Source organism: Streptomyces sp. NPDC048258 (assembly GCF_043201995.1).
GTDB lineage: Bacteria > Actinomycetota > Actinomycetes > Streptomycetales > Streptomycetaceae > Streptomyces.
In genome coordinates, this window is the sequence record NZ_JBICZH010000001.1 from 884,262 (window position 1) to 898,056 (window position 13,795).

11 protein-coding genes and 1 pseudogene are annotated in these 13,795 nt (G+C 71.8%); 8 read left to right on the top strand and 4 right to left on the bottom strand.

Annotated features, from left to right (window positions below):
* The first annotated feature begins 61 nt into the window (after positions 1–61).
* Positions 62–3,604: a DNA polymerase III subunit alpha gene (dnaE, locus tag ACGFYQ_RS04095; protein ID WP_393739636.1), complete on the top strand. Its 3,543-nt coding sequence runs from the start codon at positions 62–64 to the stop codon at positions 3,602–3,604.
* Positions 3,605–3,676: 72 nt separating this feature from the next.
* On the opposite strand, the gene ACGFYQ_RS04100 is transcribed toward dnaE, so the two are convergent.
* Positions 3,677–3,841, bottom strand: a complete 165-nt coding sequence (locus tag ACGFYQ_RS04100; protein WP_393739638.1) for a hypothetical protein — start codon at positions 3,839–3,841, stop codon at positions 3,677–3,679.
* Positions 3,842–4,054: 213 nt separating this feature from the next.
* On the opposite strand from ACGFYQ_RS04100, the gene ACGFYQ_RS04105 reads away from it, so the two are divergent.
* The 4 genes from ACGFYQ_RS04105 to ACGFYQ_RS04120 all read left to right on the top strand — a co-directional run bounded on the left by ACGFYQ_RS04105 (position 4,055) and on the right by ACGFYQ_RS04120 (position 7,952).
* Entirely contained in the window at positions 4,055–5,356 is a 1,302-nt protein-coding gene (locus ACGFYQ_RS04105; protein ID WP_393739640.1) for an NYN domain-containing protein, read from the top strand.
* 103 nt (positions 5,357–5,459) lie between these two features.
* The gene (locus ACGFYQ_RS04110) at positions 5,460–6,434 is read left to right on the top strand and encodes an ABC transporter ATP-binding protein (protein ID WP_393739759.1); all 975 of its coding nucleotides are present in this window, start codon (positions 5,460–5,462) and stop codon (positions 6,432–6,434) included.
* 11 nt (positions 6,435–6,445) lie between these two features.
* Positions 6,446–7,255: an ABC transporter permease gene (locus ACGFYQ_RS04115; protein ID WP_393739761.1), complete on the top strand. Its 810-nt coding sequence runs from the start codon at positions 6,446–6,448 to the stop codon at positions 7,253–7,255.
* Positions 7,256–7,304: 49 nt separating this feature from the next.
* The gene (locus ACGFYQ_RS04120; protein WP_393739642.1) at positions 7,305–7,952 is read left to right on the top strand and encodes a hypothetical protein; all 648 of its coding nucleotides are present in this window, start codon (positions 7,305–7,307) and stop codon (positions 7,950–7,952) included.
* A 291-nt stretch (positions 7,953–8,243) separates the two neighbouring features.
* Here ACGFYQ_RS04120 and ybaK read toward each other — a convergent pair whose 3' ends face one another.
* The 3 genes from ybaK to ACGFYQ_RS04135 are packed head-to-tail and all read right to left on the bottom strand — an operon-like array spanning position 8,244 to position 11,155.
* Positions 8,244–8,735: a Cys-tRNA(Pro) deacylase gene (gene ybaK / locus ACGFYQ_RS04125; RefSeq protein ID WP_393739644.1), complete on the bottom strand. Its 492-nt coding sequence runs from the start codon at positions 8,733–8,735 to the stop codon at positions 8,244–8,246.
* On the bottom strand, positions 8,735–9,472 hold the full coding sequence (locus tag ACGFYQ_RS04130; protein WP_393739646.1) for an LON peptidase substrate-binding domain-containing protein: 738 nt from the start codon (positions 9,470–9,472) through the stop codon (positions 8,735–8,737). Before ACGFYQ_RS04130 ends, ybaK begins: the two co-directional genes overlap by 1 nt.
* Positions 9,473–9,514: 42 nt before the next feature.
* Positions 9,515–11,155 carry an oxidoreductase gene (locus tag ACGFYQ_RS04135; RefSeq protein ID WP_393739648.1) on the bottom strand — a complete coding sequence of 547 codons (1,641 nt, stop codon included), beginning with the start codon at positions 11,153–11,155 and terminating at the stop codon, positions 9,515–9,517.
* A gap of 124 nt (positions 11,156–11,279) precedes the next feature.
* On the opposite strand from ACGFYQ_RS04135, the gene hisD reads away from it, so the two are divergent.
* From hisD to ACGFYQ_RS04150, 3 genes and pseudogenes are all read left to right on the top strand, one after another.
* Positions 11,280–12,602, top strand: coding sequence for a histidinol dehydrogenase (gene hisD / locus ACGFYQ_RS04140; protein WP_393739650.1), 1,323 nt, complete (start codon positions 11,280–11,282; stop codon positions 12,600–12,602).
* Complete coding sequence (locus tag ACGFYQ_RS04145) at positions 12,599–13,705, top strand: histidinol-phosphate transaminase (RefSeq protein WP_393739652.1); 1,107 nt, start codon at positions 12,599–12,601, stop codon at positions 13,703–13,705. The genes hisD and ACGFYQ_RS04145 overlap by 4 nt, the downstream gene beginning before the upstream one ends.
* Positions 13,702–13,795, top strand: a pseudogene (locus ACGFYQ_RS04150) (imidazoleglycerol-phosphate dehydratase); the annotation flags it as partial. The gene ACGFYQ_RS04145 and the pseudogene ACGFYQ_RS04150, both read left to right, overlap by 4 nt.

Below are 13,795 nucleotides of genomic sequence, written 5' to 3' on the forward strand. Positions count from 1 at the left end.
CACCCGGTCGACGTAGGATTCAGAGCTGCCGCCCCTCTCTCCCCGCCGGAGGACCCCCACCGTGACCAAGCCGCCGTTCACGCACCTGCACGTCCACACCCAGTACTCGCTGCTGGACGGTGCCGCGCGGCTGAAGGACATGTTCAACGCGTGCAACGAGATGGGCATGACGCACATCGCCATGTCCGACCACGGCAACCTGCACGGGGCGTACGACTTCTTCCACACCGCCCAGAAGGCCGGGATCACCCCGATCATCGGCATCGAGGCGTACGTGGCCCCCGAGTCCCGGCGCAACAAGCGGCGCATCCAGTGGGGCCAGCCCCACCAGAAGCGCGACGACGTCTCCGGTTCCGGCGGTTACACCCACAAGACCATCTGGGCGGCGAACGCCACCGGCCTGCACAACCTCTTCCGGCTGTCCTCCGACGCGTACGCCGAGGGCTGGCTCACGAAGTGGCCGCGCATGGACAAGGAGACGATCTCCAAGTGGTCGGAGGGGCTGATCGCCTCCACCGGCTGCCCCTCCGGCGAGCTCCAGACCCGACTGCGCCTCGGCCAGTTCGACGAGGCCCTCAAGGCGGCCTCCGAGTACCAGGACATCTTCGGCAAGGACCGCTACTTCCTGGAGCTGATGGACCACGGCATCGAGATCGAGCGCCGGGTCCGCGACGGGCTGCTGGAGATCGGCAAGAAGCTCGGCATCCCGCCGCTGGTCACGAACGACTCGCACTACACGTATGCGAGCGAGGCCACCGCGCACGACGCCCTGCTCTGCATCCAGACCGGCAAGAACCTCTCGGACCCGGACCGCTTCCGCTTCGACGGCACCGGCTACTACCTGAAGTCCACGGACGAGATGTACGCCATCGACTCCTCGGACGCCTGGCAGGAGGGCTGCGCCAACACGCGGCTGGTCGCGGACCAGATCGACACCGAGGGCATGTTCAAGTTCCGGAACCTGATGCCGAAGTTCGACATCCCGGACGGCTACACCGAGGTCACCTGGTTCCGCGAGGAGACCATGCGCGGCATGCACCGCCGCTACCCCGGAGGCATCCCGGACGACCGGATGAAGCAGGCCGAGTACGAGATGGACACGATCATCTCGATGGGCTTCCCCGGCTACTTCCTCGTGGTCGCCGACTTCATCATGTGGGCCAAGAACCAGGGCATCGCGGTGGGCCCGGGCCGAGGCTCCGCGGCCGGCTCGATCGTCGCGTACGCCATGGGCATCACCGACCTCGACCCGCTCACCCACGGTCTGATCTTCGAGCGCTTCCTGAACCCCGAGCGCGTCTCCATGCCCGATGTCGACATCGACTTCGACGAGCGCCGGCGCGTCGAGGTGATCCGGTACGTGACCGACAAGTACGGCGCCGACAAGGTCGCCATGATCGGCACGTACGGCACCATCAAGGCCAAGAACGCGATCAAGGACTCCGCGCGCGTGCTGGGCTACCCGTACGCCATGGGCGACCGGCTCACCAAGGCCATGCCCGCCGACGTCCTCGGCAAGGGCATCCCGCTCTCCGGCATCCTCGACCCGCAGCACCCCCGCTACGGCGAGGCCGGCGAGATCCGCGGGATGTACGAGAACGAGCCGGACGTGAAGAAGGTCATCGACACCGCCCGCGGTGTGGAGGGCCTGGTCCGCCAGATGGGTGTGCACGCGGCAGGCGTGATCATGTCCAGCGAGACGATCACCGACCACGTGCCCGTCTGGGTGCGGCACACCGACGGCGTCACCATCACCCAGTGGGACTACCCGAGCTGCGAGTCGCTCGGCCTGCTGAAGATGGACTTCCTGGGCCTGCGCAACCTCACGATCATGGACGACGCCGTCAAGATGGTGAAGGCCAACAAGGGGATCGACATCGATCTCCTGGGCCTCCCGCTCGACGACCCCAAGACCTTCGAACTGCTCGGCCGCGGTGACACCCTCGGCGTCTTCCAGTTCGACGGCGGCCCCATGCGGTCCCTGCTGCGGCTGATGAAGCCCGACAACTTCGAGGACATCTCCGCCGTCTCGGCCCTGTACCGGCCGGGCCCGATGGGCATGAACTCGCACACGAACTACGCCCTGCGCAAGAACAAGCAGCAGGAGATCACCCCGATCCACCCGGATCTGGAGAAGCCCCTCGAAGAGGTGCTCGCGGTCACCTACGGCCTGATCGTCTACCAGGAGCAGGTGCAGAAGGCCGCCCAGATCATCGCCGGGTACTCGCTCGGCGAGGCCGACATCCTGCGCCGCGTGATGGGCAAGAAGAAGCCCGAGGAGCTGGCGAAGAACTTCACCATCTTCCAGGAGGGCGCCCGGAAGAACGGCTACAACGACAAGGCGATCCAGGCCCTGTGGGACGTCCTGGTCCCCTTCGCCGGCTACGCCTTCAACAAGGCCCACTCGGCCGCGTACGGCCTGGTCTCCTACTGGACCGCCTACCTCAAGGCGAACTTCCCGGCCGAGTACATGGCCGGCCTGCTCACGTCGGTCAAGGACGACAAGGACAAGTCCGCGATCTACCTGAACGAGTGCCGGCGCATGGGCATCAAGGTGCTCCCGCCGAACGTGAACGAGTCGGAGCCGAACTTCGCCGCCCAGGGCGACGACGTGATCCTCTTCGGCCTCACCGCGGTGCGCAACGTCGGCCAGAACGTCGTCGAGTCGATCATCAAGACCAGGAAGGCCAAGGGGAAGTTCTCCTCCTTCCCCGACTTCCTGGACAAGGTCGAGGCCGTCGTCTGCAACAAGCGGACCGTCGAGTCGCTGATCAAGGCCGGGGCCTTCGACGAGATGGGCCACACCCGCAAGGGCCTGGTCGCCCACCACGAGTCGATGATCGACAACGTGGTCGCCGTGAAGCGCAAGGAGGCCGAGGGCCAGTTCGACCTCTTCGGCGGAATGGGCGACGAGGGCGCGAGCGACGAGCCGGGCTTCGGCCTCGACGTCGAGTTCTCCGACGTCGAGTGGGAGAAGTCCTACCTACTCGCCCAGGAGCGCGAGATGCTCGGCCTCTACGTCTCCGACCACCCGCTCTTCGGCCTGGAGCACGTGCTGTCCGACAAGACGGACGCCGGCATCTCCCAGCTGACCGGCGGCGAGCACTCCGACGGCGCCGTCGTCACCATCGGCGGCATCATCTCGGGCCTCCAGCGCAAGATGACCAAGCAGGGCAACGCCTGGGCCATCGCCACCGTCGAGGACCTGGCCGGCTCCATCGAATGCATGTTCTTCCCCGCGACCTACCAGCTCGTCTCCACCCAGCTGGTCGAGGACACCGTCGTCTTCGTCAAGGGCCGCCTCGACAAGCGCGAGGACGTCCCCCGCCTGGTCGCCATGGAGATGATGGTCCCCGACCTCACCTCGGCCGGCACCAACGCCCCGGTGGTCCTCACCATCCCCACCGTCAAGGTCACGCCGCCGATGGTGACCCGTCTGGGGGAGATCCTGCGGCACCACAAGGGCAACACAGAGGTGCGGATCAAGCTCCAGGGGCCGCGCACCACCACCGTGCTGCGCCTCGACAAGCACCGGGTCCAGCCCGACCCCGCCCTCTTCGGCGACCTCAAGGTGCTGCTCGGCCCGTCCTGCCTGGCCGGATAGCGCGAAACCGGCACGCCAAGGGCCTGCCCGGTATCGCCGGGCAGGCCCTTTTCAGCCACGGGACGCGAGGCGTCAGTTGTGGCCGAACTTCTTCGTCTTGCTCTTGTGGGCCAGATCCATCGGACTCGGCGCCTGCGAGGTCGACTCGGGCGAGGATTCCGTCGAGCTCCTCGACGGGTCCTGCGCGGACGAGCGGGCCTGCTGCTTCGGCTGCTTCTGCTGCTTGTTCTTGGCCATGGTGGAGCCTCCATGAGGGTCTAGGGGCCAGGACCGCCTTCACACTCACACAACGCAAGAAACCGCGCATTTTGGATCATTACCGCGCGTAGTCGGAGCCCCTCTCCTTCCCCCTCATGAGATCCGCCACGCCGATGATCGAGTTCCGGCCGTCAACACCCTTGGGGTCGGGCAGACTCGGGGAAAACCTATCGAGGACCCCCAGGGAAGAGGGTGGTACGCGTGGACCGCTGCGTCGTCCTGGTGGACGCCGGCTATCTGCTGGGCGCCGCCGCGAGCCTTCTCGCAGGGGAGCCCTCCCGCTCCCGCATCACCGTCGACCATGCCGCCCTCATCCAGGGTCTGCGTGAGCGCGCCGAAGCGGATACCGAGCAGCCCCTGCTGCGCATCTACTGGTTCGACGGCGCACCCGACCGGGTGCCGCAGCCCGAGCACCGCAGGCTGCGCGTCATGCCCCGCGTCACCGTCCGGCTCGGCGCCCTGACCCGCAGCGACGGCCGATGGGCGCAGAAGGGCGTCGACGCGGCCATGCACGCGGAACTCACCGAGCTGGCCCGCAACCGCGCCTGCTCCGACGTGGTCCTGGTGACCGGCGACGGAGACCTGCTGCCCGGCCTGATGTCCGCCAAGGAGCACGGGGTCGCCGTCCACCTGTGGGCCGTACAGGCGGCCGACGGGGACTACAACCAGTCCGAGGACCTCGTCGCGGAAGCCGACGAACGCCGCGTCCTCGACCGGGCCTGGATCACCCGGGCCGTCCGCGCCAAGGACCTCACCGGGCTGTGCTCCCCGCCGCCCGCCCCGCGCCCCGACATCGCCGCCATCCTCTCCGCCCCGCTGCCCGAGGCGGCGCTCGCCGAAGCCGCCCGCAACGGCTCCGCCGACACCCGGGAGGACGCCGCCGACGGCGCACCCGTACCCGCTCCCGCCACCCCCGGGGGCCGGGCCGTGCCCACGCCCAAGGACCTCGCCGGCTCGCTGCGCGCGCCCGGACAGAACACGCCCGCGCAGAACGGGAGCCAGCCGCCCGCCGGCAGCGCCCTGCGCTGGTCCTCCGACAAGGGCTGGATCGACCGCGCCGGACCGCTCGGCGAACCCGCCGAGACCGCCTCGCTGCCCACCCTCGCCCAGCTCACCAGCGCCGAGCAGCGCTGGGCCGACCGGGAGGAGGACATCACCACCGTCGGTGGCGACCCGTTCGAGGTGGGACAGGTGTTCGCCCGGCGCTGGATGGAGCGGCTCCCCGAGACCGTCCACCTGCAGAAGCTGGCCACGATGTACCCGCGCATCCCGCACCGGATCGACGGGGAGCTGCTGCGCTACGCCGCCCGGTTCGGGCTGCTCGCGCACAAGGACGACCAGATCGACGAGCACGACCGGTACGCCATCCGCGCCGGGTTCTGGCGGGAGATCGACGTCCGGGCGGCCGCCGAACACGTGGCCGCCGTACCGGCCGCGGCGCCGGGATCCCCGCCCCCGGGCGCGACGGCCCCGCCGACCCCGGCGGCCGAGTAGGGGCGGAAGCCGCGTAGGCTGCTCCCTCGTGAGTACGGGCACAGCACAGGCAGGACCCCGCGGGACGCCGGACACGGCAGCAACCGCGGCCGCGGCCTCCGACGTGGCTTGCTCCGTGCGTGACCTGGTCAAGACGTACCCCGCCGTGCGGGGCCGGCGCGGGGCCCCCGCCCTGCCCGAGACCCGTGCCAACGACGGCGTGTCCCTGGACGTCCGGCGCGGCGAGATCTTCGGCCTGCTCGGCCCCAACGGCGCCGGCAAGTCCACCCTGGTCCGCCAGCTCACCGGGCTGATGCGCCCCGACGCGGGCACCGTGACCCTGCTCGGCCACGACCTCGTACGCCACCCCGGGCGGGCGGCGCGCCTGCTCGCCTACCTGGGGCAGGAGTCCACCGCGCTGGACGAGCTCACCGTGTCGCTGGCCGCCGAGACCACCGGCCGGCTGCGCGGGCTCGACGCGCGGGCGGCGCGGGCCGCGCGGGACGCCGTGCTGGAGGAGCTCGGGCTGACCGCGATCGCCGGGCGGCCCCTGAAGAAGCTTTCCGGCGGACAGCGGCGCCTGGCCTGCTTCGCCGCCGCGCTGGTGGGGGAGCGGCCGGTACTGGTCCTCGACGAACCCACCACCGGCATGGACCCCGTGGCCCGCCGCGCGGTGTGGTCCGCCGTGGACCGGCGGCGCGAGCGGCACGGCGCCACCGTCCTGCTCGTCACCCACAACGTCATCGAGGCCGAGACGGTCCTCGACCGCGTCGCCGTCATCGACCAGGGCAAGGTCATCGCCTGCGACACCCCGGCCGGACTGAAGGCCCAGGTCTCGGGCGAGGTCCGGCTGGAGCTGGTGTGGCGTTCCGCGCCGCCGCTGGAGGTGCCGGAGGTCGCGGCGCTCGCCCCGTCGGCCGCCGAGTCCGGGCGCCGCTGGGTGCTGCGGCTGCCGCCCGAGGAGGCGCGGGCCGCGGTGGCCGCCGTCACCGGGGGGCCGGCCTTCGCCGCCCTCGACGATTTCACGCTGGCGACGCCGAGCCTGGAGGACGTCTACCTGGCGCTGGGCGGGCGGATGAAGGGTCTGGTCAAGTCGTGACTACCGCTGCCGTGGGCACCGCGGGCACCGCGGGCGCCGTGGACGCCGTGGACGCCGTGTGGGCTCCCGCCGAGCTGGCTCCGAAGGCGCGGTTCTTCCCCGCGCTGGCCGCCGTGTACCGGGCACAGCTGTCCCGGGCCCGGGTGGCGCGGATCCCGCTGCTGTTCGTGGCCACCTTCCAGTCCGTCGGGATCATGATCCTGATGCGGGGCGTGGTGGACGGGGGCTCGGAGGCCCGGGCCGTCGTGGCCGGCTCCTCCGTCCTCGTCGTGGCCTTCGTCGCGCTGAACCTGCTCGCGCAGTACTTCGGGCAGCTGCGCGCGGGCGGCGGCCTCGACCACTACGCCACCCTGCCGGTGCCGCCCGCGTCGGTGGTGCTGGGCGCGGCCGGCGCGTACGCCTCCTTCACCCTGCCGGGGACCCTGGTCACCGCCGTCTTCGGGTGCGTGCTCTTCGGGCTGCCGATGGGCGGGCTGTGGATCCTGGCCGCGGTGGTGCCGCTGGCCGGGGCCGCGCTGGCCGGGCTCGGCGCGGCGCTCGGGCTGCTGGCGCCGCGACAGGAGCTGGCCACGCTGGCCGGGCAGCTCGGCATGTCGGCGGCGCTGCTGCTGGGCGTGCTGCCGCCCGAGCGGATGCCGGACGTGATCGTGTGGGCGCGGGACCTGCTGCCCTCCACGTACGGGGTGGAGGCGTTCGCGCGGACCTTCGCACCGGATCCGGACTGGGCCGCGGTCGCCTTCGACCTCGGCGTGTGCGGGGCGGTCGGGGTCCTGTCGCTGGCCGTCGCCACGTGGGCGTACCGGCGGGCGGCGGTCCGCTGACGCCGGTGCCGGACGACACCCCTTGTTCAAGACCTGGCACGATGTGGGGGTGACCGAAGCCGTGACCCCGCCGTCTCCTTTCGACCCGCCGTCGCTCCCGCCCGAGAAGCCGGGGGCCGACGAAGCGGCCATCACCCCGGGGGACATCCGGGACGGGGCCGCCGTCGCCCTGATGGTCGCGGTGGCCGGAGTGCTCCTCGCGCTGCTGTGGGTGTGGCTCGCGCCGCGGGTGCAGTACGTCTCCAACGGGGAGGCGGTGTTCCTGCGCAACACCGAGAGCGAGGCGCGGATCGGGGCCGACGGGACCTTCTTCCTGCTGTCGGCGGGGCTGGGCGTCCTGAGTGCCGTCGGCGTTTTCCTGTGGCGCCGGCGCGGCGGTGTGCCGCTGGTGATCGGGCTCGGGATCGGGTCGCTCTTCGCCGCGCTGGTGGGGTGGCGGCTCGGGCTGTGGCTGGGGCCGTCCTCGGACCTGCCGGCCGTCGCGGCGAAGGCGGGGAAGGGCGTTCCGTTCGACGCGCCGCTGCAGATGCTGGCGCACGGGGTCCTGCTGGTCTGGCCGATGACGGCCGTCCTGGTCCACCTGGGCCTGACGGCCCTGTGGTCGCCGCGGGACCCGGAGCCCGGCCCCGCGTGGGCCGTCTACCCCCCGCCGCACGTCCACGCCGACCCGGCTGCGCCGAAGCCGCCGCGTCCCTGACCCACCACCGCCGGGGCTGAAAGACCGGGGCTCGGCCCCGGACCCCGCGCCACAAACGCCGGCGGGGCTCAAGGACCGGGGCTCCGCCCCGGGCCCCGCGCCTCAAACGCCGGCGGGGCTGAAAGATCGGGGCTCCGCCCCGGGCCCCGCGCCTCAAACGCCGGCGGGGCTCAAAGGCCGGGGCTCCGCGCCACGAACGCCGGCGGTCCAGCCCCGCCGGCGTTTGAGGCGCGGGGTCAGGGGCGGAGCCCCCGCAGCGGCGCCGCACATGGAGCGCGGGTCCGCCGGAGGCTAGGGGCGGGCGATGGGGGCCAGGGTGGCGTCCGTCAACGCGGTCAGGGTCGACGGGGAGAGCTCGACCTCCAGGCCGCGGCGGCCCGCCGAGCAGCAGACGGTCGGGTGGCCGGAGGCAGACGCGTCGATCACCGTACGCAGGCGTTTGCGCTGGCCGAGCGGGGAGATGCCGCCCAGGACGTACCCCGTCGTACGCTCCGCCAGCGCGGGATCGGCCATCACCGCCCGCTTGCCGCCCACCGCCGAGGCAAGGGCCTTCAGGTCCAGCGAGCCCGAGACCGGGACCACCGCCACCGTCAGGACCCCGTCCACCTCCGCGACCAGGGTTTTGAACACCCGGTCGGACGGGATGCCGAGCGCTTCCGCCGCCTCCTCGCCGTACGAGGCGTGCGCCGGGTCGTGTGCGTACGCGTGCGTGGTGAACTCGGCGCCCGCCGCCGTGAGGGCCACGATCGCCGGGGTTCCGGCCGGCGGCTTCTTCTTCGCCATCAGTTCGGGCTCGTCGGGGTGCGCGTCAGGTCCACCGCCGGCAGCGACGGGAGGTGACGGATCACCGCCGTCTCCGTGCGGAGCAGTTTGAGTTCCTCCGCCAGGCGGGTCGCCGTGTCCGGGGCCTGGAGCAGCCGCTGCTTCGCCGGGATGTCCAGCACCGCCGCCGCTGCCACCAGGTACGAGACCACCGACGGCTCGTCGGGGAGTTCCGCGCCGGTCAGGGACCGCTCGCGGGCCCCGGCCAGCCGCTTCTGGTAGTTGCGGAAGGCCCGCAGCACCCCCTCGGCCAGCGCCCCCGCGCCCTCGCCCGAGTCCTCCGGGAGCTCTTCCAGCTCCGCCGTGAGGAAGGGGCCAGAGGCGTCGACCGAGATCAGCCGGACCCGCGACGTGCCGGTCGCGAGGACCTCGAAGCTGCCGTCCTCCCGCTCCCGGATCGTCGCCGCGTCCGCGATGCACCCCACGCGGTGGAAGGCCTGGACCGGGTCCGAGCCGAATCCCGCAGCGGGGCCGCGCTCGGGCAGGGCCGTCGGGTCGGGAAGGCCGGGTGCGGTCGGGGCGACCTCGCGGCCGTCGCGGATGGCGACGACCGCGAAACGGCGCGGCTCGTCCTCGCCCGTCTTCAGCAGCTCGCGCATCATGGCGCGATAACGCTCCTCGAAGATGTTCAGCGGGAGGACGAGTCCCGGGAACAGCACCGAGTTGAGGGGGAAGAGGGGCAGGCGAACGGTGGTCACGAGGCACAGGGTAATGGCCGAGGGCCTACCGCCCTATCCCCGTCACCCCCGCCGCAGCAGCCGCGACGCGCCCGCCGCCACCGTCGTGGCGAGGATCCACCCCAGCAGGACCAGCGCCGCCGCTCCCCACTGCCAGCCGCCGTCCACCTTCCACTGGCCCTGCTGGCCCAGGTCGATCACCGGAAGCAGGAGGTCGAGGGCGTACAGGGCGGCATCCCACTTCGGGTGCTCGTTCTCCTTGATCGGGGGCGGCTGGTGCTGGGAGAACAGCAGTGCGCCGGCCGCCCACAGGACCGCCATCCACAGCGCGGCCCGGCCCGGCCGGTACCCGTAGACCACCGTCCAGTCCTGGACGTAGCCCCAGGCCTTCGCCGCCGGCGGCAGCGTGGCCCGGCGTCGCCGCTGCTTGGCCAGCAGCACCTCGCGGGCGTCCGCGTCCTCACCGCTGGCCCGCAGGACGGCGGCCAGCCGCTCGTACGGCTCCGGCGAGTACTCGGGCGTGGCCGCCTCCACCCACGCCAGCCGGCGCGAGAGCGGGAAGTGGCCCCGGGGCGCGAGGTTCTCGTAGACGAAGCCCTCGATCGACACCCCGCCCGGGCCCGGCCAACTGGTGGAGGTGTCCACGAGCTTGACGACCTTGGCCCCCGACACCACGACCCGCCCGCGCTCCGGCCGCTCGCCGACGAAGCGGAACTCGGGGGTCTGGATCCGGCGCAGGGAAATCTCCTGCTCGTCGGTGAGCTCGAAGCGCGCCCCGTAGAAGTCGATGGCGTCACCGAAGCGGCCGTCGTCCATCCGCAGCCCGCCCCGGCACTCGAAGCGCTGCGAGGGCCGACCGCGCGTCGGCGTCAGCCCCAGTCCGTACGGGGGAGTGGAGGAGTTCGATCCGGGGACGTAGTCCAGGGAGATCGAGGTCAGGTACAAGGTCCGCTCGACGGTCAGCTGCGGCGCGTTCAGCGCGTACCGCCCGTTCGGATTGCGCAGACGGGCCCCGCGCATGTTCATCGACACGCCGACCTTCGCGCCGCGCAGGCTCACCTCCCCGTACGTCTCCAGCAGCTCGCCCTGGAAGTCCTGTGCCACCGACATCCCGTCGGCGGCGATCGCCCGGCCCTTGCTGTCCTTCTGCACCACCGCCTGGCTGATCAGCAGGTCGGTGCCGATCTGCGCGTCGGTCAGCCGGATGCCCCGGGCCACCCGGCAGCGCGGCAGGTGCAGATCGCCCTCGGTGTGCAGGCGGGCCGCCTCCAGCCGGGGGATCGCGCAGTTCACCAGGCGCAGGGTGCCGAAGCGGGTCTCGGACAGCTGGATCTCGCTGTCGAAGCGGCAGGACTGCAGCTCCACGTACGGGCCCACCGTGCCCCCGGACAGGTCGAGCCGCCCGGTGATCCGTACGCCGCGCAGTTTGAGCGAGGCCACCCGGCCCGGCACCGGCGGCGGCCCGTGGAGCAGCAGCAGGGCCACCACCTGGGCGCGGACACTGCGCTCGGGGCCCCAGACGTGCTGGCCGTGCGGATCGTCCCGGTCGCCGGCGCCTGGGGGCACCTCCCGGCGGTAGCCGGGGGAACTCAGATCGCAGACGATGCCCGTGCGGTACGCGCTCCACATGCGGCGCTCGGAGGCGGAGAGGTCGTCCGGCTCCTCGCCCGCTCGTGCCTCGGTGTCCGTGTGTGCCTCGGTCATGGCGGCCCCCCTCCGCTCCGGGTACGTGTACGGGAACGCTAACGGGCGCCTGTGACATCCGGGGCGTGTATCAGCCAGTGATACGGGCGAACGGTGGCGCGAGGCGGTCTGAGAGAATTGGGAGGTGATCTCTCGTATCGACCTGCGCGGTGACGCCCTCCCCGAGGGCGGCGCCCTGCGCGATCTGCTGCCCCGTGCCGAGTTCGACGTGGAAGCTGCCCTGGACAAGGTGCGGCCCATCTGCGAGGACGTCCATCATCGTGGCACGGCGGCGCTGATCGAGTACGCGCAGAAGTTCGACGGGGTGACGCTGGAGCAGGTCAGGGTGCCCGCCGAGGCGCTCAAGACCGCCCTCGACGAGCTCGACCCTGCCGTCCGCGCCGCCCTGGAGGAGTCGATCCGGCGCGCCCGGATCGTGCACCGCAACCAGCGCCGCACCGAGCACACCACCCAGGTGGTCCCCGGCGGCACCGTGACCGAGAAGTGGGTTCCGGTGGAGCGCGTGGGGCTGTACGCCCCGGGCGGCCGCTCGGTGTACCCGTCCTCCGTCGTGATGAACGTCGTACCGGCACAGGAGGCGGGCGTCGAGTCGATCGCGCTCGCGTCCCCGCCGCAGAAAGAGTTCGGCGGCCTGCCGCACCCGACGATCCTCGCCGCGTGCGCGCTGCTCGGTGTCGACGAGGTGTACGCGGTGGGTGGGGCCCAGGCCGTCGCGATGTTCGCGTACGGGACCGAAGACTGCCTGCCCACCAACATGGTGACCGGCCCCGGCAACATCTGGGTCGCCGCCGCCAAGCGCTACTTCACCGGGAAGATCGGCATCGACACCGAGGCCGGCCCGACGGAGATCGCGGTCCTCGCGGACTCCACCGCCGACCCGGTACACGTCGCCGCCGACCTGATCAGCCAGGCCGAGCACGACCCGCTGGCCGCCGCCGTCCTCGTCACGGACTCCGCCGAGCTCGCGGACGCCGTCGAGCGCGAGCTGGAGCCGCAGGTCGCGGCCACCAAGCACATCCACGACCGGATCAAGCCGGCCCTCGCGGGCAAGCAGTCCGCGATCGTGCTGGTCGACAGCCTGGAGGACGGCCTCAAGGTCGTCGACGCGTACGGCGCCGAGCACCTGGAGATCCAGACCGCCGACGCCGCCGCCTGGGCCGCCCGCGTACGCAACGCCGGCGCGATCTTCGTCGGCCCGTGGGCCCCGGTCTCGCTCGGCGACTACTGCGCCGGGTCGAACCACGTGCTGCCCACCGGCGGCTGCGCCTGCCACTCCTCCGGCCTGTCCGTGCAGTCCTTCCTGCGCGGCATCCACATCGTCGACTACACGCGGGACGCCCTCGCCGAGGTCACCCACCACGTGGTGACGCTGGCCGAGGCCGAGGACCTGCCCGCGCACGGCGCCGCCCTGAAGGCGCGCTTCGGCTGGAAGGTTCCTGGACAGTGACCGGTATCGACGACCTCCCCATCCGGGACGAACTGCGCGGCAAGACCCCGTACGGCGCCCCGCAGCTCGACGTGCCCGTCCAGCTGAACACCAACGAGAACCCGTACGAGCTCCCCGAGCCGCTCGTGCGGCGCATCGCCGAGCGCGTCGCCGACGCCGCCCGCACCCTCAACCGCTACCCCGACCGGGACGCGGTGGAGCTGCGCACCGAGCTGGCCGCCTACCTCACCCGCACGGCCAAGCACCCGGTCGCGCGGGAGAACGTATGGGCCGCCAACGGCTCCAACGAGGTCATCCAGCAGCTGCTGCAGACCTTCGGCGGGCCCGGCCGCACCGCGATCGGCTTCGAGCCCTCGTACTCGATGCACGCGCTGATCTCCCGCGGCACCGGCACCGGCTGGATCTCCGGCCCGCGCCGGGACGACTTCACCATCGACGTGGAGGCGGCGGAGCAGGCGATCGCCGAGAACGCCCCCGACGTCGTCTTCATCACCTCGCCCAACAACCCCACGGGTACCGCGGTCGACGCCGGGACGGTCCTCGCCCTGTACGAGGCCGCCCAGGCGGCCAAGCCGTCCCTGGTGATCGTGGACGAGGCGTACGTGGAGTTCAGCCACCGCGACTCGCTGCTGCCCCTCATCGAGGGCCGGCCGAACATGGTGGTCTCCCGGACCATGTCCAAGGCCTTCGGCGCCGCCGGACTGCGCCTGGGCTACCTGGCCGCGCACCCCGCCGTCGTCGACGCCGTCCAGCTGGTGCGCCTGCCGTACCACCTTTCGGCCGTCACCCAGGCGACCGCGCTGGCCGCCCTGGAGCACACCGACACCCTGCTCGGCTACGTCGAGCAGCTCAAGGCCGAGCGGGACCGCCTGGTCGTCGAACTGCGGGCCATCGGCTACGAGGTCACCGAGTCCGACGCGAACTTCATCCAGTTCGGGACGTTCGAGGACTCCCACACCGCCTGGCAGAAGATCCTCGACCAGGGCGTCCTGGTCCGGGACAACGGCGTACCGGGCTGGCTGCGGGTCACCGCCGGCACCCCGGCCGAGAACGACGCGTTCCTGGAAGCGGTTCGCGCACTGAAGAAGGAGCAGCACGCATGAGCCGCATCGGACGGGTCGAACGGACCACGAAGGAGACCTCGGTCGTCGTCGAGATAAACCTCGACGGCACCGGCAAGGTCGACGTCTCGA